The 17,582-nt window shown below is 59.9% G+C and carries 21 protein-coding genes; 5 read left to right on the top strand and 16 right to left on the bottom strand.

Annotated features, from left to right (window positions below; all coding sequences use genetic code 11):
* Positions 1-4 precede the first annotated feature (4 nt).
* Positions 5-799, bottom strand: a complete 795-nt coding sequence (locus tag ACQZ45_RS05770; protein ID WP_003511741.1) for a helix-turn-helix domain-containing protein — start codon at positions 797-799, stop codon at positions 5-7.
* A gap of 107 nt (positions 800-906) precedes the next feature.
* Between ACQZ45_RS05770 and ACQZ45_RS05765 the strand changes: the two genes are divergently transcribed.
* On the top strand, positions 907-1,269 hold the full coding sequence (locus tag ACQZ45_RS05765) for a nuclear transport factor 2 family protein (protein WP_003511743.1): 363 nt from the start codon (positions 907-909) through the stop codon (positions 1,267-1,269).
* A gap of 41 nt (positions 1,270-1,310) precedes the next feature.
* Here the strand turns inward: ACQZ45_RS05765 and dxs are convergent, their stop codons facing one another.
* The 7 genes from dxs to ACQZ45_RS05730 form a co-directional block, all read right to left on the bottom strand.
* Positions 1,311-3,230: a 1-deoxy-D-xylulose-5-phosphate synthase gene (gene dxs / locus ACQZ45_RS05760; protein ID WP_003511745.1), complete on the bottom strand. Its 1,920-nt coding sequence runs from the start codon at positions 3,228-3,230 to the stop codon at positions 1,311-1,313.
* 98 nt (positions 3,231-3,328) lie between these two features.
* Positions 3,329-4,252, bottom strand: a complete 924-nt coding sequence (locus ACQZ45_RS05755) for a pirin family protein (RefSeq protein WP_003511747.1) — start codon at positions 4,250-4,252, stop codon at positions 3,329-3,331.
* A gap of 102 nt (positions 4,253-4,354) precedes the next feature.
* Positions 4,355-4,609, bottom strand: coding sequence for an exodeoxyribonuclease VII small subunit (locus ACQZ45_RS05750; RefSeq protein WP_003503059.1), 255 nt, complete (start codon positions 4,607-4,609; stop codon positions 4,355-4,357).
* A gap of 2 nt (positions 4,610-4,611) precedes the next feature.
* On the bottom strand, positions 4,612-5,547 hold the full coding sequence (locus ACQZ45_RS05745) for a histone deacetylase family protein (RefSeq protein ID WP_003511750.1): 936 nt from the start codon (positions 5,545-5,547) through the stop codon (positions 4,612-4,614).
* Positions 5,548-5,573: 26 nt separating this feature from the next.
* Positions 5,574-6,137, bottom strand: a complete 564-nt coding sequence (locus ACQZ45_RS05740; protein WP_003511752.1) for a biotin transporter BioY — start codon at positions 6,135-6,137, stop codon at positions 5,574-5,576.
* A gap of 31 nt (positions 6,138-6,168) precedes the next feature.
* The gene (locus tag ACQZ45_RS05735; protein WP_003511754.1) at positions 6,169-6,774 is read right to left on the bottom strand and encodes a CbiQ family ECF transporter T component; all 606 of its coding nucleotides are present in this window, start codon (positions 6,772-6,774) and stop codon (positions 6,169-6,171) included.
* Entirely contained in the window at positions 6,771-7,451 is a 681-nt protein-coding gene (locus tag ACQZ45_RS05730; protein ID WP_003511755.1) for an energy-coupling factor ABC transporter ATP-binding protein, read from the bottom strand. The genes ACQZ45_RS05735 and ACQZ45_RS05730 overlap by 4 nt, the downstream gene beginning before the upstream one ends.
* Before the next feature lie 115 nt (positions 7,452-7,566).
* Here ACQZ45_RS05730 and ACQZ45_RS05725 point away from each other — a divergent pair, with 115 nt between their 5' ends.
* Positions 7,567-8,760, top strand: coding sequence for a winged helix-turn-helix domain-containing protein (locus ACQZ45_RS05725; RefSeq protein WP_113292249.1), 1,194 nt, complete (start codon positions 7,567-7,569; stop codon positions 8,758-8,760).
* A 168-nt stretch (positions 8,761-8,928) separates the two neighbouring features.
* Here ACQZ45_RS05725 and ribB read toward each other — a convergent pair whose 3' ends face one another.
* The 3 genes from ribB to ACQZ45_RS05710 all read right to left on the bottom strand — a co-directional run bounded on the left by ribB (position 8,929) and on the right by ACQZ45_RS05710 (position 11,552).
* Complete coding sequence (gene ribB / locus ACQZ45_RS05720; RefSeq protein ID WP_003511757.1) at positions 8,929-10,029, bottom strand: 3,4-dihydroxy-2-butanone-4-phosphate synthase; 1,101 nt, start codon at positions 10,027-10,029, stop codon at positions 8,929-8,931.
* Between the two features lie 12 nt (positions 10,030-10,041).
* Positions 10,042-11,139, bottom strand: a complete 1,098-nt coding sequence (gene aroC / locus ACQZ45_RS05715; RefSeq protein WP_113292250.1) for a chorismate synthase — start codon at positions 11,137-11,139, stop codon at positions 10,042-10,044.
* 137 nt (positions 11,140-11,276) lie between these two features.
* The gene (locus ACQZ45_RS05710; protein WP_448742217.1) at positions 11,277-11,552 is read right to left on the bottom strand and encodes a hypothetical protein; all 276 of its coding nucleotides are present in this window, start codon (positions 11,550-11,552) and stop codon (positions 11,277-11,279) included.
* Between the two features lie 40 nt (positions 11,553-11,592).
* Between ACQZ45_RS05710 and ACQZ45_RS05705 the strand changes: the two genes are divergently transcribed.
* Entirely contained in the window at positions 11,593-11,853 is a 261-nt protein-coding gene (locus ACQZ45_RS05705) for a DUF1344 domain-containing protein (RefSeq protein ID WP_003511760.1), read from the top strand.
* Between the two features lie 200 nt (positions 11,854-12,053).
* On the opposite strand, the gene ACQZ45_RS05700 is transcribed toward ACQZ45_RS05705, so the two are convergent.
* From ACQZ45_RS05700 to ACQZ45_RS05685, 4 genes are all read right to left on the bottom strand, one after another.
* Positions 12,054-12,647, bottom strand: coding sequence for a histidine phosphatase family protein (locus tag ACQZ45_RS05700; protein ID WP_013635606.1), 594 nt, complete (start codon positions 12,645-12,647; stop codon positions 12,054-12,056).
* A 31-nt stretch (positions 12,648-12,678) separates the two neighbouring features.
* Complete coding sequence (fabI, locus tag ACQZ45_RS05695; RefSeq protein WP_003511762.1) at positions 12,679-13,497, bottom strand: enoyl-ACP reductase FabI; 819 nt, start codon at positions 13,495-13,497, stop codon at positions 12,679-12,681.
* 131 nt (positions 13,498-13,628) lie between these two features.
* On the bottom strand, positions 13,629-14,738 hold the full coding sequence (locus ACQZ45_RS05690) for a DnaJ C-terminal domain-containing protein (protein ID WP_025592658.1): 1,110 nt from the start codon (positions 14,736-14,738) through the stop codon (positions 13,629-13,631).
* 212 nt (positions 14,739-14,950) lie between these two features.
* A complete protein-coding gene (locus ACQZ45_RS05685) occupies positions 14,951-15,400 on the bottom strand; it encodes an RT0821/Lpp0805 family surface protein (RefSeq protein ID WP_003511767.1) in 450 nt (149 codons plus the stop codon).
* A 56-nt stretch (positions 15,401-15,456) separates the two neighbouring features.
* On the opposite strand from ACQZ45_RS05685, the gene pdxH reads away from it, so the two are divergent.
* On the top strand, positions 15,457-16,077 hold the full coding sequence (gene pdxH / locus ACQZ45_RS05680) for a pyridoxamine 5'-phosphate oxidase (protein ID WP_003511768.1): 621 nt from the start codon (positions 15,457-15,459) through the stop codon (positions 16,075-16,077).
* A 31-nt stretch (positions 16,078-16,108) separates the two neighbouring features.
* Here the strand turns inward: pdxH and ACQZ45_RS05675 are convergent, their stop codons facing one another.
* Positions 16,109-16,888 carry a TSUP family transporter gene (locus ACQZ45_RS05675; RefSeq protein WP_162736256.1) on the bottom strand — a complete coding sequence of 260 codons (780 nt, stop codon included), beginning with the start codon at positions 16,886-16,888 and terminating at the stop codon, positions 16,109-16,111.
* A 150-nt stretch (positions 16,889-17,038) separates the two neighbouring features.
* On the opposite strand from ACQZ45_RS05675, the gene ACQZ45_RS05670 reads away from it, so the two are divergent.
* Positions 17,039-17,344, top strand: a complete 306-nt coding sequence (locus ACQZ45_RS05670) for a MazG nucleotide pyrophosphohydrolase domain-containing protein (RefSeq protein WP_113292251.1) — start codon at positions 17,039-17,041, stop codon at positions 17,342-17,344.
* The last annotated feature ends 238 nt before the right edge of the window (positions 17,345-17,582 follow it).

The raw sequence follows: 17,582 nt of genomic DNA, 5'->3' as shown, positions 1-17,582 counted from the left end.
ATAGTTACTCCTTTGTACCGTTCATCAGGGCGGCGCGGGTCTCGGCGTCGGCCGGGTAGAAACATTCCAGCACCAGCTCGGACAACGTCACATCCGTGGCGGTTCCGAAAACCGTGGTGGTCGAAATGAAGCGCAGCACGCCCCCGGACAACGGATCGCGTAGTTCGAGCGGTATCGCCAGCGGATCGGCCCCGGCGGAATGCCGTGGAGCTGCGGGCGCGGGATAGGCGGAAAGTTCCGCATGCAGCCGGGAAAGCGTCTCGTCTCCGGTCTCTTCGACTTGGCGGCGTAGGCGATCCAGCAGGTGATGCCGCCATTCGGCAAGATTGACGATGCGTGAACTCAAGCCATCAGGATGCAGGCTCAGCCGCAATACATTGAGGGGCGGGTGAAGCAGGTCTTCGGATATGCCGGCGAGAAGCGATTTGATCGCATCATTTGCAAGAACCAGATTCCAATGGCGGTCGACGGCAAGTGCCGGGAAGGGCATGTGGCCCTGCACCACGGTTTCGACGGCCTTACGAACGGCCGTCATATCAGGCGCATCCAGTGATCGTTCGGAATGGATCGGCGCATAGCCTGCCGCCAGCATCAGCCGGTTGGCGGCGCGGGCTGGCATGGAAAGCTGCTCTGCCAGCCTCGCCAGCATTTCACGGCTGGGCGAAGATCGCCCGCTTTCCACAAAACTCAGATGGCGCGCCGATATCTCGGCATCGGACGCCAGATCGAGCTGGCTCAATCTGCGGCGCGCCCGCCATTCCTTAAGCACCTGGCCGACATGTTCTTGATGATGTGTCATGCCCCGCAGCCTAGCAGAAGATATCGGCAATGCGATTACCTCGCAGGTAATTGTTCTGCGTCACAGCCCCCGGCATGCTCAGGCCGTCAACCAAAAGGAGCGCAATCATGACGCAACATCTCGCAATCGCCGAAACCTACCTCGCTGTCTGGAACGAGGAGAACGATGAACGCCGCCAGCGCCTCGTCAGCCAAGGCTGGGCTGAAATGGCGTGCTATACAGATCCTTTGATGCAGGGTGAGGGGCAGCAGGGGATTGCCGCGATGATCGAGGCGGCGCGGCAGAAATTTCCGGGATATCGCTTTGTGCTCACAGGCACCCCGGATGGCCACGGCAACTTCACCCGTTTTTCATGGCGTCTCATTTCGCCTGACGGAGAAGATGTTGCCGGCGGAACCGATGTCGTCAGCCTAAATGCCGAGGGGCAGATTGAAAATGTCGTCGGTTTTCTCGATGGCGCCGCATCCTGAGGCAGAGGCGGGTCGTCCCGCCTTCTGTCCCGGTAATTCTGTCAGCCGGCGAAACCGACGCCGGCCTGACGCTGGCCGAGCGCATTGAACACGGTGGAAACGATGCCGGCGCGGTCGAGGCCGGCATTGGCATACATGGTCTCCGGCTTGGCCTGCTCCACCCAATGGTCGGGCAGCGTCAGGGTCCGAACCTTCGGGCCGTGGTCGAGCAAGCCTGCGCTTGCCATGAAATGCAGCACATGTGCACCGAAACCGCCGACAGAGCCTTCCTCGATTGTCACCAGAACCTCATGATGAGCGGCAAGCTGGCGGATGAGGTCGAGGTCGAGCGGCTTGGCGAAGCGCGCATCGGCAACCGTGGTCGAAAGTCCGGCCGCATCGAGGTCTTCGGCAGCCGCCAGGCACTCCGCAAGGCGCGTACCGAAGGAAAGAAGTGCAACCTTCGTGCCTTCCTTGATGATGCGGCCCTTGCCGATCTGCAAAATCTCACCGCGCGCGGGCATCTCGACACCCACGCCTTCGCCGCGCGGATAACGGAAGGAAATCGGGCCTTCATCATAGGCTGCGGCTGTGCGAACCATATGTTTCAGCTCGGCCTCGTCGGACGCCGCCATAACCACCATGCCGGGCAGGGTGGCAAGGAATGTGGTGTCGAAAGAGCCGGCATGGGTCGGTCCGTCTGCGCCGACGAAACCGGCGCGGTCGATGGGGAAGCGCACGGGCAAGCTCTGGATCGCCACATCATGCACCAGCTGGTCGTAACCGCGTTGCAGGAAGGTGGAATAAAGCGCGCAGAACGGCTTGTAGCCATCCGCCGCAAGCCCCGCCGCGAAGGTGACGGCGTGCTGCTCGGCAATGCCGACATCGAAGGTGCGGGCCGGGAAAAGCTCGGCCATCTTGTCCAGCCCGGTACCATTAGGCATGGCGGCGGTGACGCCGATGATCTTGTCGTCGAGGGTCGCTTCCTGGATAAGCGCTTCGGCAAACACGCTGGTATAGCTCGGCGCATTCGGCTTGGCTTTCGCCTGCGCGCCGGTAATGACATCGAACTTGTTGACGCCGTGATATTTGTCCGCTGCCGCTTCCGCCGGCGCATAACCCTTGCCCTTCTGCGTCACCACATGGATGAGAACAGGGCCTTTCTGGTTGTCGCGCACATTGCGCAGCACAGGCAGCAGGTGATCGAAGGAATGACCGTCGATCGGGCCGATGTGATAGAAGCCAAGCTCCTCGAACAGCGTGCCGCCGGTTACGTAACCGCGCGCATGGGTCACGGCGCGGGTAATGGCGCGGTCGATGGTCTTGCCGAGATAGGCGGTGAGTTTCTTGCCGAAATCGCGAAAGCCCATATAGGTGCGGCCGGAGGCCAGCCGCGCGAGATAAGCGCTCATCGCGCCCGTCGGCGGCGCAATCGACATGTCGTTGTCGTTGAGGATGACGATCAGCCGCGCGTCGAGCGCACCGGCATTGTTGAGCGCCTCAAACGCCATGCCCGCAGACATGGAGCCATCACCGATGACGGCGATAACCTTGCGGTCGCTCTGATCCAGCCCCGCAGCCACCGCCATGCCGAGACCGGCGGAAATGGAGGTGGAGGAATGGCCGGCGCCGAAATCGTCATATTCGCTCTCGGCCCTACGCGTGAAACCGGAAAGGCCGCCTTCCTGGCGCAGCGTGCGGATGCGCTCGCGACGGCCGGTCAGGATCTTGTGCGGATAACATTGGTGGCCGACATCGAAGATCAGCCGGTCTTCAGGCGTGTTGAACACCTTATGGATGGCAATCGTCAGCTCCACCACGCCCAGACCGGCACCCAGATGCCCGCCGGTGCTCGACACCGCGTCGATCATCTCGTCGCGCAACTCCCTTGCCAGTTCCGGCAGGTCGCGATCGTCGATCTCCTTGAGATCGGATGGAAAATTCACCCGGTCAAGCAATGGGGTCTGTGGCATTCCGGTCAATCGTTCGGCCTTTTCTCGTGTCAGCGGTGGGCACCAGTGCGTCTTTCATATGGAAAGCCGGCAGTTGAGCCCTGCATGTCGTTCACTTCTATAGAATTTCAACCCTCCGGCAAAGGGACAAACTCTTCTTCGTCGCCGGGAACGATATCGAAGCGTCCGGTTCTCCACTCCTGTTTGGCCTGCTCTATGCGTTCTTTTGATGACGAAACGAAGTTCCACCAGATGTAACGGCGCTGGTTGAGTGCCGCACCGCCGAAGATCATGATGTGACAGCCGCCGCTGCCGCTCTGCAATGTGATGTCGTCGCCGGGCCGGAAGACGAGCAACTGGTCGGCGGCAAAAACGTCACCCGCGACATCCAGAGAGCCGGAAAGAATGTAGATCGCCCGTTCCTCATGGTCGGCGGAGAACGGGAATTTCACACCCGGTTCCAGCGTCAGGTCAACGTAAAGCGTGTCAGTAAAAGCCGAAACGGGGGAAGTGAGGCCTTCGAAATCACCGATGACGACCCGACCGGATGCGCCCTTGATATCGATCAGAGGCATGTCTTCCCGGGCGGTATGGGAAAAGGCCGGGGCGATTTCCTCCATATGATCGGGGAGGGCAAGCCAGGTCTGCAGGCCGGACATGGAAAGCGGATGGCCGCGCAGGTTTTCGGGCGTGCGCTCCGAATGCACGATTCCGCGCCCCGCCGTCATCAGGTTGATGTCGCCGGGCCGGATGACCAGTTCGGTGCCGAGGCTGTCGCGATGCTTGATTTCGCCGTCAAACAGATAGGTAACGGTGGAAAGCCCGATATGCGGATGCGGCTTGACATCCAGCGCCTCGCCCGCCTTCAGGATGGCCGGACCCATGCGGTCGAAAAAGATGAATGGGCCGACCAGCCGCCGCTGCCGCGTCGGCAGCGCACGCCGCACGGCGAAGCCGCCAATATCGCTGGTGCGCGGAATGATGAGGTTTTCGATGGCGTCGCAGGCGAAAGCATCACCCGCGACAGGATCGTTGCCGGGAAAGAAGGACATCCGAAGCTCCTCGTGTCGTTACACGCAAGCTTACCACGAACGATACGACGTGGGAGCGCCGTAATGTTGAACGCTGTGTCGCCCCCGTTCAACAGGACGTGTTTATTCCCCGTCCAGCGGCTCCACGCCCTGTGGTTTTCCGGCGCGGTCGAGACGGATTTTCTCGATACGCTTTTCGGCGGCGTTCAACAGCGTCTCGCAATGTTTTTTCAGGGCTTCGCCGCGCTCGTAGATGGCGATCGACTCGTCCAGCGCCACGTCTCCGCGCTCCAGGCGTGCAACAATGCTTTCCAGCTCGGCGACGGCCTTTTCGAAGGAATAACCGCTGACATCGGCTGTGTTGGCATTTTCCGTCATTTTCAACCCTTCATCATTCTCAAAATATGCATGGCCGCCGATTCCGCCAGCCCTTCCAGATCATAACCGCCTTCAAGCAGGCTGACGACCCGGTTCGAGGCGTATTTGTCCGCCATTTCCAGCAGCCGCCCCGTCGCCCAGTCGAAATCCTCGCCCACCAGATTGATCTGCGCCAGCGGATCGCGGTGATGCGCGTCGAAACCGGCGGAGATGATGATGAGATCGGGCGAAAAATCGGCGATCGCCGGCAGGACGCGGGATTTGAACGCCTCGCGAAAATACTCGCTGCCGGTATTGGGGGAAAGTGGCGCGTTGACGACATTGTTCTTCACGCCGGTTTCGTTTTTATCGCCGCTCCACGGGTAAAGCGGCATCTGGTGGGTGGAACAGAACAGCACTGACGTGTCGTTCCAGAAGATATCCTGCGTACCGTTGCCGTGATGCACGTCCCAGTCGATGATGGCGACGCGCTCTGCGCCGTGCACCTTCTGGGCGTGACGTGCGGCGATTGCTGCATTGTTGAAGAGACAGAACCCCATAGCCTTTGCGGTTTCCGCATGGTGGCCGGGCGGGCGGGACGCAACGAAGACGTTGTCGGCGGCACCCGTAAACACGTCATCTACCGCCACCATCGCAGCGCCTATACCGGTCAGCGCCGCCTGCAGGCTTTTCGGCGAGACATAGGTGTCGGCCTCGACGCGGTTGATCTCGCCATCTTCCTCGGGAATCTGGCGCATGACGGACAGCAGATGCTCCTCCGGATGCGCCAGAAGCACGGCATCCTCGTTGGCCTGCGGTGCTTGCTTGCGGACCAGTCGCTCGAAATTCGGATGTTCGAGCGCAATGTTCAGAGATCGCAGCCGATCCGGCCGCTCGGGATGGCCTTCCGGCGTGATGTGTTCAAGGAAGATCGGATGTTCGTAAAGACGGGTCGCCATTCTCTAATCCTCCCGAAATAAGCTGATCAAGCGCGCTGCGGCAAAAGCGGATAACCGACCATCACAGCGCGGCCGGCAAGGGCGGCAAGCACGGCCTTCAACGCATCGCCGGGAATGAAGGCGAGCGAACCCATGAACGCCTTTTCAAACCCGAGCCCGACCACCAGCGCCAGATAGGAGATGCCGAAGGCATAAAGCACGACCACGCCGCCGGCGAGGCTGGCGATGAAGAAACCGATACCCTGCGTCAGAGCCGACTGGCCGCGATTGACGAGTTTTTCCGAGAGCATGCCGGTGACGAAAGCGGCAGCAATCCAGCCGATCAGGAAGCCCGTGGTCGGCGTGGTGAAGATGGAAAGGCCGCCGCGTCCGCCTGAGAGGACTGGCAGGCCGATTGCGGCGATGAGGATGGTCAGAAGAACCGCGAGCGTGCCGCGTTTCGCCCCCAGCACGACACCGGCCAGCATGACGCCAAGCGACTGCGCGGTGATGGGCACCGGAATGAAACCAAGCGTGATCGGCGGCAAAAGTCCGAGTGCGATGATGATGGCGGAAAACAGCGAGATCAGCACAAGGTCGCGGGTCGTCATGGCTCGGGAACTCCGGATGGTTGTTTTGCCGTCAGCTTTGGCCTCTGAAACCGCGCGCGTCAATGGCGTCGGCAATGGCATCCGCATCCTTCAACGTCATAATGACGAGCGGCACGATGATCGTGGCCAGCCGAACGGGGAGGCCGCGCGCGCGGTGCGCATCGCGCACCGCATGGTAACGATTGACGATCTCCGGCACGAACCGCACGACGAGCCCGACCGCGAGCCCGATATCGGCCGCCTTGACCAGCCCCAGCCTTTCCAGCGGGGCGGCGGCAAGCGCGATTTCGTCCATGAATTGCGAAATGCTGACGGTGATGGTGACGGCGGTGGCGAGAAGCGCCAGTGCAGTCAGCCGCAAAAGATTGACACTCGCATCGTGTACCGGAAGCAGCAGATGGCTGAAGGCGGCAACGAGGAGAATGGTCAGCATCACCGGGCGTAGCCGCAGGCCGATCTCGCGGAATTGCAGCCGCGTCTCGCGCAGAATGGCGGCGGCGACAACGACGGCGCATCCCAGCAAAAGCAGATCGCGGGTGAGAAACAGCGCAATGCTGAAAACCATCAGCGTCACGAGCTTGAGGCGTGGAGAGACGCGGTAGAGCCAGCCCGTGCCTTCGACATGAAGCGACTTCATCGCGACGCAACCTCCAGATAACGTGCCACCGCCTCTTCGGGGTTGGCGTCTGCAACCAGCTCGCCTTCGTGAAAAACCAGTACGCGATCGAAGCCGGAAAGCAGCGGCAGATCATGGGTGATGACGACAAGCGCCTGCGACAGCGCAGCCATTGTCTTTTCAACGGTCGCGCGGTTTTTGAGGTCGAGCTGATTGGTCGGTTCATCGAGAATGAGGATTTGCGGTTCAGTGACCAGCAGGGCGGCCAGCGCCGCCAGCTGCAATTCGCCGCCGGAAAGCTCGTGCGCGCGCCGTTCTTCCAGATGAGCGATACCGAGCCGGGCAAGCACGGCCTTGACCCGCGTTTCTGTCTCCGTCTTGCCGATACCGAGTCGCTTGAGGCCGAAGGCGACATCGTCGCGTATGATCGGCAGGATGATCTGGTTCTGCGGATTCTGGAAGATGAAACCGACTGCCTGCAATACCGCTCTCGCATCTTTGACGGTGTCGAGACCGTTCACCGACACCTTGCCGCGCGTCGGCTTTGTCAGACCATTAATCAGCCGCGCAAAGGTGGTCTTGCCCGAGCCGTTGAGGCCAATGACGCCGATACGCCGTTCAGTCAATGTCAGGGACACGGGCAGTAAAGCCTGCCTGCCCTCGAAGGCGACGCCTGCGGTGTCGAAACGGATTTCCAAGATTGATGCATCCCTCTATCGCTTTCCGGTTCTATATAGTGTCATCAACAGAAGTGAAACAAAGAACAAAAAAAGAACATTGCAATCCTGAAAAAGCCGTCATACCTTCTGCTTTATGACGATCAAGGTTTCAAACGAAGCGGCAAGGCGGATTTTTCTGGCGCGGCAGGGGCTTTGCTCTCCGCCCGGAAAGGCGCTTTCCAAGGATGGCCTGTTGCAGCTCATTACCGATATCGGATTCGTGCAGGTGGACAGTATCGGCACGGTGGAGCGCGCCCATCACCAGATAATATTCTCCCGAAACCAGACCTACAGGCGCGAACATCTGACAGCACTGCTGGAAAAGGACCGCGCGCTGTTCGAGCACTGGACGCATGATGCCTCCATCGTGCCGACCGAATTTTACCCCTATTGGAAGCACCGCTTCCGCCGCCGCGAGCCGATCATTCAGGAGCGCTGGCGCAAATGGCATGGTGAGGGGTTCGATGCGGCTTTCGCCGAGACGCTAGAGCGCATCGCCGCCACGGGTCCTGTTCTGGCGCGTGAGTTAAAGGAGGAGGGGCATCAGTCCGGCGGCTGGTGGAACTGGCATCCTTCCAAGACCGCACTCGAATATCTGTGGCACACCGGCAAGCTTGCCATATCCGGCCGCGTGAATTTCCAGAAGGTCTATGATCTGGCGGAGCGGGTCATTCCCGGCGAGCACCACGAAAGCGAAGTGGAGCATACGCAATTCGTCGACTGGGCCTGCCGGCAGGCGCTCACCCGGCTGGGTTTTGCCACCCATGGCGAAATCGCCGCCTTTTTTGATCTCGTTACCCCGCAGGAGGCGAGGGACTGGGTCAAGAGCCGCCGTGACGAACTGTGCGAGGTCTCGCTTCTCGCAAGCGATGGCGGTGCTGCCCGTCCGTCCTATGCCTTTGCGGATTTCAGCGCCGATGTCGCCAACCTGCCGGAACCGTCGTCCCGCGTTCGTGTGCTGAGCCCCTTCGATCCGCTGTTGCGCGACCGCAACCGCACGGAGCGGCTGTTTGGCTTCTATTACCGTATCGAGGTCTTCGTACCCGAGCCGAAACGGCAATATGGCTATTACGTCTTCCCGCTTCTGGAAGGCGACCGACTGATCGGCCGTATCGACATGAAGGCAGACCGCAAGCGCAGCACGCTGGATGTGCGCCGCCTGTGGCTGGAACCGGGCGTGCGCGCTTCAGCGGGAAGGCTCGAGAAACTAGACGCGGAATTGTCGCGGCTTGCGAAGTTTACGGGGGTGGAGAGTGTGAATTATCTGGAGGGGTGGCGGGATGTGTAATTGCGCCTTGAGCCGGCGACTGCCTCTTCCGTCATGCTCGGGCCCGTCCCGAGCATCTGCAACGGAAAATGTATAGGATGCGTCTGCAGATACTCGGCACAAGACCGAGGATGACGCCGGACGGGCGGAGAGGACGCCAAATCGAAGCGCCCTCGCGACGTCCCTAAATCACCCGATATCCGTTGCCGAAATCTTGATCCCGAAGCCTTCCAGCCCGACATAGTGGCGCTCGCGGGTCGTCATCAGCTTGATCGAGCTGATGCCGAGGTCTTTGAGAATCTGCGCGCCGAGGCCGATTTCCAGCCACTCATTTTCGCGGGAGCGGGCCTGTGCGTGCGCTTCGTCGGGATCACGCGCCTTGCGCCGTCCGTCCACCTGGCCGACGCCGACAGAACCTTCGCGCAGATAGACGATGACGCCGCGGCCTTCTTCGGCGATCTTCTGCATATAGTGCTGCACCGGCTGGCGGTCGCCGAACACGTCGTCAGCAACGTTTTCAGGGTGCAGGCGGACGGGAATATCGACGCCATCGCGGATATCGCCGAAAATCACCGCCATATGCTGCATCCGGTCCCATGGCAGGGAATAGGTATGCGCCTTGGCCGGTCCGAAAGGGGTTTGGATGGTGAAGGAGGATTCCATCTCCACCAGCGTTTCTTTGCGCTGGCGATAGGCGATCAGATCGGCGACCGAAACATGCTTCATGCCGTGTTTTTCGGCGAAATCCAGAACCTGCGGACCGCGCATCACGGTGCCATCGTCATTGACCAGCTCGCTGATGACGCCGATGGGCGGCAGGCCGGCGAGCCGGCAGAGATCGACCGCCGCTTCGGTATGGCCGGAACGCATCAGCACGCCGCCTTCGCGGGAAATCAGCGGAAAAATGTGGCCTGGCCGGGTGAAATCCGACGCGCCGACATTCGGGTTGGCGAGATTGCGCACTGTCAAGGTGCGGTCATCCGCGGAAATACCGGTCGTCGTGCCATGCTTGAAATCGACGCTGACGGTGAAGGCGGTCGTGTGGGCGCTGTCGTTTTCCGCCACCATGGCGTTGAGGTTCAGCCTCTTTGCCTCGTCACGCGGCATGGGCGCGCAAACGATGCCGGATGTGTGGCGCACGATCAGCGCCATTTTTTCCGGCGTGCAATGAACCGCCGAAATAATCAGATCGCCTTCGTTTTCACGGTCGTCGTCGTCGGTCACGACAACGATCTCGCCTGCTTCGAAAGCGCGGATAGCGTCGACGACACGTTTCTGATCATAGGCCATTTCGGATTTACCTCACTTCAACCGGCCGGTCTGGCCACGATCTCTCAAATAATGGTCGGCAACGGTGCAGGCCACCATCGCCTCGCCGATCGGCACGGCGCGGATGCCGACGCAGGGGTCGTGGCGGCCCTTGGTGCGCACATCCACATTGCGGCCGTCGGTGTCGATGGACTGGCGCTCCGTCAGAATGGAGGAGGTGGGCTTGATGGCGAAGCGGGCGATAACGGGCTCGCCAGTCGCGATGCCGCCCAGAATGCCGCCGGCATGGTTCGACAGGAAAATCGGTTTGCCGTCATTGCCCATACGCATCTCGTCGGCATTCTCCTCGCCGGAAAGCTCGGCCGAGGCAAATCCCTCGCCAATCTCCACGCCCTTGACGGCGTTGATCGACATCAGGCTAGAGGCAATATCCTGATCGAGCTTCGCGTAGATCGGCGCGCCGATGCCGGCCGGAACACCTTCCGCCACGACTTCGACGACCGCGCCGATCGACGATCCCGCCTTGCGGATACCGTCAAGATATTCTTCCCATACCGGCACCATCGCCGGATCGGGGCAGAAGAACGGGTTCTGATCGACCTGGTCCCAATCCCAATTGTCGCGGTTGATCTTGTGTTTGCCGATCTGCACCAGCGCACCGCGCACGTTGAGGCTCGGTACCACCCTGCGGGCGATTGCGCCTGCGGCAACACGCGCCGCCGTCTCGCGGGCGGAAGAGCGTCCGCCGCCGCGATAATCGCGAATGCCGTATTTCAGATCATAGGTGAAGTCGGCATGGCCAGGGCGGAAGCTGCGGGCAATCTCGCCGTAATCCTTGGAACGCTGGTCGGTATTTTCGATCAGCATGGAGATCGGCGTGCCGGTGGTTATCATCGTCTCGCCGTCCTCATCCAGCATCACGCCGGACAGGACTTTGACGATGTCATCTTCACGGCGCTGGGTGACGAAGCGGCTTTGGCCGGGCTTGCGCTTGTCCATCCAGTGCTGCACCTCGGCAAGCGTGAAGCGGATACCGGGCGGGCAGCCGTCCACCACGCAGCCCAAAGCGGGCCCATGGCTTTCGCCCCAGGTGGTAACGCGAAAAAGATGACCGAAGCTGTTATGCGACATATTTCTCTAGACCGGAAAACGAGGGCGCGCCTGCGGACAGGGGCCGTTTAAAACAAGCGGATTTGTCATAGTAGAAAATCGGACCAAGGCAAAAGCCTTTCTTTCATCGCAAGTCCGATAAGAAGGTGACGCACCGTTCACGACGCCGAGCAGCGCGGAAAACGACAGGCGTAACGATGGCTGACGACTGGCCGGATGAATGATTCGGCGGAAACGGCGCAGGGTTTTCCAGGTGACAAAAGTTTAAAGGTGCTGGTGTTTTCCACGCTGTTTCGCGGTTTTCCAATATTGCCGGGAAATGCGGTGTAAAAATCACTAACGACTTGAACGTGATCCAAAATCCGTTCATCAATTGGGCCGAAAATGTCATGGTTGCGGGCAATTTCCGCCACATTCGAAAGGCAATTCTTCATGCATGTAAGGTTTTCACGCAAATTCACGAAAGCTAGATCGATGCGTATGATGATTGCCGCCCTTCTGGCCACCGCCAACTTGCTTATGCCTATCAACAGCTACGCCCAAAGCGTCGATGTCGAGGGAACGATCAGCAAGATCGACGTGAATGCGCTGACCATTACCTTGAACGACGGCAAGAATTACCGTGTGCCGGAAGAGTTCAATTTCGAAGGCCTGAAGGCAGGTGTGAAGGTCGTTGTTTTCTACACGGAAGTGGACGGAAAACGCGTGGTCGATGATCTCGAGGTCGTGCAGTAAACTGCGGTTTCGGCTCTGCCTGTTGTCGAGGCGGACCTCTTTAGTCCCGGTCGGGAAGCTCCAGAATTTCCATTATGCAGGACTTGATCCGACATCCAGCCGACGAGCGTCTGCGTGGCGGGATTGGTTTTTTCAGCCTAAAGATTTGGGCTGGCCGGGTTCCGGCTCGAGGCCGGAATGACGGAGGAGGATCGGTACCCTTACGAAATCCACTCAGCACTGTTCCTGTCGATCTCGACCTTCAAAATCCGGTCCTGCGGGATCTGCGTCGTAGAGGCTTCATCCTTGTCCATGCCGGAAACCAGGCGGAAGATCGAGCGGATCACGCCGCCGTGGCAGACACATACCGTCGGCACCTCGACTGAGGAAAGCCATGCGCCAATACGCCAGGACAGGATTTCATAGCTTTCGGCATGCTGACCTGGGGGAATGAAGTCCCACTTGTTGGCCTTGCGCGCTTTCACCCGGTCGGGAAATTCTTTTTTCAGTTCCGGCAGGGTCTGGCCTTCCCAGTCGCCGAAGGAAACTTCGACGAGGCGGTCATCGGTGCGGTATGCGTGGGGATCGAGCCCCATCGCTCCGCGCATCAGCTCCATGGTCTCGCGCGTGCGCCCGAGCGGGCTTGCCACGTAATCGAAATCACGCGCGGTGTCGCCGAGAATTTGCGCCAGAACCTTGCCGTTGCCGACCGCTTGCGCGCGGCCGAAATCATTGAGCGGAATGTCTTTCTGGCCCTGAAGCCGGCGTATCGCATTCCAGTCCGTTTGTCCGTGCCGGATCACATAGACGAGCAAGGCGATACCCCTGTTTCAAAGTTCGGTCGGCTCAGTCCTTGACCACCGAAATATCCGGCGCGTCAACGGCCTTCATGCCGATGGTGTGATAACCGGAATCCACGTGGTGGATTTCGCCGGTGACAGCCGTCGAAAGGTCGGACAGCAGGTAAAGCGCCGACTTGCCGACTTCTTCGATGGAAACGGTGCGCTTCAGCGGCGCGTTGTATTCGTTCCATTTCAGAATGTAACGGAAATCGCCAATACCGGAAGCCGCAAGCGTCTTGATCGGGCCAGCGGAAACCGCGTTGACGCGGATGCCGCGACTGCCGAGGTCTACCGCGAGATAACGAACGCTGGCCTCGAGTGCAGCCTTGGCCACGCCCATGACGTTATAGTTCGGCATGACCTTCTCGGCACCGTAATAGGTGAGCGTGATGATCGAACCGCCATCATTCATGATCGGCTCTGCCCGCTTGGCAACGGCGGCCAGCGAGAAGACGGAAATGTCCATGGTGCGGTTGAAGTTGTCGCGGCTGGTGTCGAGATAACGGCCGGTCAGCTCGTCCTTGTCGGAAAAGGCGATGGCGTGCACGACGAAATCGATCTTGCCCCAATGCTTTTCCAGCCCGGCAAAAACCGCATCGATCGTCTCGAGGTCGGTCACGTCACAGTGGCCGGCCATGAAGGCGCCCAGTTCCTGCGCCAGCGGTTCAACACGCTTCTTCAGCGCGTCGCCCTGCCAGGTGAGCGCGATTTCCGCGCCCGCGTCCGCGCAAGCCTTGGCAATGCCCCAAGCGATTGAACGATTATTGGCGACACCCAAGATGATGCCGCGTTTGCCAGCCATTAGGCCGGATGCCTGAGCCATTGTATGCTCCCTGATACTTTCGATTGATCCTGCCTATGGCATAGGCTGCAATCCTGTTCAAGATTGCCGAGGATCATCTACTGTTAGGGAACGTAACAAAGGGTGCGTTGTCCCGCCTATTCGCAAAACTTTTACAAATAAAGGCCTTCGCGCATGTGGCGCATGAGGTCAGTCACCTTCTCGTCCGGCTTTTCGAGCAGGATGATGCGCAATTCGATGACAAGATCGCCATATCCACCCTTGCCGTCCGCAAGCCCCTTTTCGGCAAGCCGCAGCTCGCGATCGGAGCCGGACCAGGCAGGAATGGTGACGGTTTCCTCGCCAAGCGGCGTCCGGATACTCGTCTCGCAACCCAGAACCGCGTCACTGAGAGAGATTGGCAGCGTCGTATGAATATCGAAGCCGCGAAGGGAAAAAGCGTCGTCGCGTGCCGCCAGCAACGTGACGGCCAGATCGCCGCGCGCAATGTTCGGCAACTTCAGCCCCTGGCCCTTTAGCCGCACCACATGGCCGTCCGTCATGCCGGGTTCAAGTTGGAAGCGTACCTCGCGTTCGTCGGCAAGGGATACGGTGATCCATTTGCGCTCCAGAAGTTCGGTGACCGTAACGGTGGCTTCCGCCGTGATGTCAGGTGCCTTTTCCGGCGGCGTCTGCGGGGGGCGGAAGCGGCGCACGAGAGCGCTGAAGAGGTTGGCGGCGAGCGAAGCGGCTGCGGTTTCGCTTGCAGACGTCTGCGTGGTTTCGCCAGCACCGGGCGCATCGCCTTTAACGCCCGTGGCTGCGGCTTTCGCCGCTTCGGCTGCCTGCTGCACCTTGGGGTCGTTCTGCGCGTCGGCGCCGAAAATCCGCTCGACGATATCTTCGGCCGTTTCGGGTTTTGCATCGGCTTTCTGGCCGGTTTGCGCCCTGTTGCGGGCATCCGCACGGGCCAGTTCCTCCATCAGCTTCTCAGCGGCCCTGGCGCGCTCGGCGGCCTCGCGCGCCGCCTCCCGCTGCTGCATGATTGTTTCGCCGCGCTGCTTTTTCTCGGCCGCCTTGCGGGCCTGGTCGTAAAGATCGCGCTTTTTGGGGTCTTTCAGAAGATCATAGGCCTGCCCGACCTCGGCGAATCGCGCCGACGCGTCAGGGTCATCGCGATTGGCGTCCGGATGGACGGTTTTTGCCTTCGTGCGCCAGGCAGCCTTGATGTCTTCGTGACGGGCGTCACGTTTTAAGCCGAGGATAGAATACGGATCGCGCATGCGAAACACCAGTTACGTTGGCTCAGGCACGTGCAGCCGCTCATGGCGCAATCCTGAAACAAACCCCTCCGAAAAGGGATGCCTGCGATCATTCGCATGCATGCCCTCGGTTCAAACAACGTCGACTGTGGCAATAAGTTGCTAAGCAGTTGTTTACGGGGAATGCGCGCCGCCATGCGGCCGGATTAATTCCGCGCGCCAGGGTAAACAGTTTATTTCTGTTCGAAGCGGGTGAGTAACCATTCGCCGGTTTCCGACAGGCAGGCCTGTCCGGCATAACTCGCCACACCTTCGAAAGAGTGGCGCGTCGTCTTGAAATCGCGGCAGACGAAACCGCTGGACTTGTCTTCGTGAATGGTTGTGACGACACCGGCGCTGCCGGTTGCGGCATTGGCCCAGGGCAGGGGCTGTTCCGCGAGTTTGGTGAGATCCGCCGATGTGACCGCATTGCGGATGGTCGCGTCGTCGGTCTGCGGGTTATTATTGGGCTGGTTGGGAACAGAGGCGGTGGAAAGCGAGCGATCGACCTTGTCGCCGCCGAACAGGTCAAGGCTGACGCATCCGCTCAGCACCACAAGCATTGACACGATGGCGGAAACTTCCGCTATCGATGAAAGGAGGCCCTTTGTTCGACTGTTCGACTTTGCTATGACGGTCACCATCTTTCGCCAGAGATCATCTCTGGGGTCCAAATCAGCTCGGGAGCATTTTAGTCAATATGTCGGAAACGGGGTTAACATCCAGTGACTTCACTGAAGAAAATGAACCGTTCACGCTTTTTGCCGAATGGCTGAAGGACGCGACGGCCTCCGAAATCAACGATCCGAACGCGGTAGCACTCGCAACCGTCGATGAAAACGGCCTGCCGAATGTGCGCATGGTGCTGCTGAAGGACGTCGACGATCGCGGCTTCGTTTTCTATACGAATTTCGAAAGCCAGAAGGGGCGCGAGATCCTGGGCCAGAAAAAAGCGGCCATGTGTTTCCACTGGAAAAGCCTGCGCCGGCAGGTGCGTCTGCGCGGCGAGGTGGAGATCGTTACCGACGCGGAAGCGGATAGCTATTACGCCTCGCGTCCGCGCGGAAGCCGCATCGGCGCCTGGGCGTCGAAGCAGTCGCGGCCGCTGGAAGGCCGGTTTGCGCTGGAAAAGGCGGTTGCCGAATACACCGCGAAATATGCGATCGGCGATATTCCGCGCCCCTCCTACTGGTCCGGTTTCCGCATTCGCCCGGTCAGCATCGAGTTCTGGCACGACCGCAAGTTCCGCCTGCACGACCGTGTCGAATTCCGCCGCGAGACGCCGGATGAACCGTGGTCCAAGGTCCGCATGTATCCTTGAAAGCTGCAGGGGGCAGGCCGTCCTTGCCTGCCTATTTCAGCAGCGAATCAAATAGCGGCAGGCCGATGACGGCGGAAATGGCGATCAGGCCGTAGCAGATGCGCCTGAACGCCGCCTCGTCGGCAAGCCCGTGCAGCCGCGCACCGGCATAAAGACCCGCCCCGTAAAACGGCAGGGCCAGCAGGAAAAAAACAAAGACGTCAGCGGTGAACAGGCCACCAAAAAAATAGCTGGTGGCGGATATCACGGTCGAAATCGCGAAATAGAGAATGACATTGGCGCGCACGAAAGCGCCCTTGAGGGCGCCGCCAAGCCAATAGGCGACGATGGGTGGACCGCCCAGTTGCGCCGCACCTGAAAACAGCCCGGCAACAAGCCCGGTGAACAGGGTGAGCGGCGTTTTCGGCCGGCCGCTGTAACGCCAGCCGGAAACGAGAAATAACAGCAGCACGACAACCACGATGGAAATGATCCAGCGCAGGGTGAGCGGATCCCCGCCGGAAAGCAGCAGCGTTCCAAGCGGGACGCCGACAAGCGCACCGGCTGCCATGGTGAAGACTTCACGCCGGTCGGCCATGCGCCAGGCCGGCGGTATCATGCCGAGCGTCAAAACGCCGTCCACCACAAGAAGAACCACCGAGGCGATGCGCGGGCCGACAATGGCGCTTGCCAGCGGAATGAAGATGAGGGCCGCACCAAAGCCGGAAAAGCCGCGGGCAAGTCCGGCGAGAAAGGCGGCGCCCGCAAACATGGCGAGCAGCGTCGGACTATGCGCGATGATGAGAGCCGAGAAAAAATCGAGGAGAGGCATGGGTGACTGCATGGGTTTCGAATACCTCTTTATCCCGCATGCAGGCACCTGTCGCGGAAATTTCAGCTGATTATCGCACGATACGCTTTCGAAACGACGCCGCCGGAGAATCGTGATCAGAGTTGTATCTCACGAACAAAGGATGAACAAATGCTTGCTGTCTTGATGCGCCAGTTTGAAGCTGCCTCACAGAAATACGCCGAGGAAAATAGGATCATCCGCGATCCCGACTGGTATATGCTGAAGCTTCAGGAGGAGGTTGGTGAGGTCACGCAGGCCTGGAACCGGATGACGGGGCGTGGGCGCAGCAAAGACAGAAGCGAAGAGGAGATGAAACGGGATCTGGCCGACGAAACCGCCGATCTCTTGGGCCACGTGTTGCTGCTCGCCCATTGTAACGGTCTCGACATCGAAGCATCGATAGAGCGCAAGTGGCGTTTTACACCGTCGGTTTGACAGTTTGCGGGGAGGGACTCGATCCTAGCGCTGCGACTCTGTCGCTGCCGCGATTATGAGAGCGAAACGATAGAGAGCAGAGCTGCGAGAATGGCGGCCACCGGTGTCATGACCTGCCGCAGGGTAATCTGAAATGCGGAAAGAGCGAGCAATATCAGCGCCGCGCCGTTTATGAATGTGCCGACAAATGCATTCGAGCAGGATCGGCCTGTCAGCCTATATGTGAGACACCATAAAG

Source organism: Agrobacterium sp. 16-2014-1-2a (assembly GCF_053522705.1).
Note: the sequence above shows the minus strand (reverse complement) of the source record. Positions and strands in the feature narration are given on the sequence as shown.

Excerpts from the sequence above, each read along its gene's own strand:
- ribB (WP_003511757.1), bottom strand. The coding sequence starts at position 10,029 with ATGGCCTATGATCAGAAACGTGTCGTCGACGCTATCCGCGCTTTCGAA.
- ACQZ45_RS05690 (WP_025592658.1), bottom strand. The coding sequence starts at position 14,738 with ATGCGCGATCCGTATTCTATCCTCGGCTTAAAACGTGACGCCCGTCAC.
- ACQZ45_RS05770 (WP_003511741.1), bottom strand. The coding sequence starts at position 799 with ATGACACATCATCAAGAACATGTCGGCCAGGTGCTTAAGGAATGGCGG.
- ACQZ45_RS05765 (WP_003511743.1), top strand. The coding sequence starts at position 907 with ATGACGCAACATCTCGCAATCGCCGAAACCTACCTCGCTGTCTGGAAC.
- ACQZ45_RS05755 (WP_003511747.1), bottom strand. The coding sequence starts at position 4,252 with ATGTCCTTCTTTCCCGGCAACGATCCTGTCGCGGGTGATGCTTTCGCC.
- ACQZ45_RS05685 (WP_003511767.1), bottom strand. The coding sequence starts at position 15,400 with ATGGTGACCGTCATAGCAAAGTCGAACAGTCGAACAAAGGGCCTCCTT.
- ACQZ45_RS05740 (WP_003511752.1), bottom strand. The coding sequence starts at position 6,137 with ATGACGACCCGCGACCTTGTGCTGATCTCGCTGTTTTCCGCCATCATC.
- fabI (WP_003511762.1), bottom strand. The coding sequence starts at position 13,497 with ATGGCTCAGGCATCCGGCCTAATGGCTGGCAAACGCGGCATCATCTTG.
- ACQZ45_RS05675 (WP_162736256.1), bottom strand. The coding sequence starts at position 16,888 with ATGCCTCTCCTCGATTTTTTCTCGGCTCTCATCATCGCGCATAGTCCG.
- ACQZ45_RS05735 (WP_003511754.1), bottom strand. The coding sequence starts at position 6,774 with ATGAAGTCGCTTCATGTCGAAGGCACGGGCTGGCTCTACCGCGTCTCT.
- ACQZ45_RS05750 (WP_003503059.1), bottom strand. The coding sequence starts at position 4,609 with ATGACGGAAAATGCCAACACAGCCGATGTCAGCGGTTATTCCTTCGAA.
- ACQZ45_RS05745 (WP_003511750.1), bottom strand. The coding sequence starts at position 5,547 with ATGGCGACCCGTCTTTACGAACATCCGATCTTCCTTGAACACATCACG.
- ACQZ45_RS05670 (WP_113292251.1), top strand. The coding sequence starts at position 17,039 with ATGCTTGCTGTCTTGATGCGCCAGTTTGAAGCTGCCTCACAGAAATAC.
- pdxH (WP_003511768.1), top strand. The coding sequence starts at position 15,457 with ATGTCGGAAACGGGGTTAACATCCAGTGACTTCACTGAAGAAAATGAA.
- ACQZ45_RS05725 (WP_113292249.1), top strand. The coding sequence starts at position 7,567 with ATGACGATCAAGGTTTCAAACGAAGCGGCAAGGCGGATTTTTCTGGCG.
- ACQZ45_RS05710 (WP_448742217.1), bottom strand. The coding sequence starts at position 11,552 with ATGAAGAATTGCCTTTCGAATGTGGCGGAAATTGCCCGCAACCATGAC.
- ACQZ45_RS05705 (WP_003511760.1), top strand. The coding sequence starts at position 11,593 with ATGCGTATGATGATTGCCGCCCTTCTGGCCACCGCCAACTTGCTTATG.
- aroC (WP_113292250.1), bottom strand. The coding sequence starts at position 11,139 with ATGTCGCATAACAGCTTCGGTCATCTTTTTCGCGTTACCACCTGGGGC.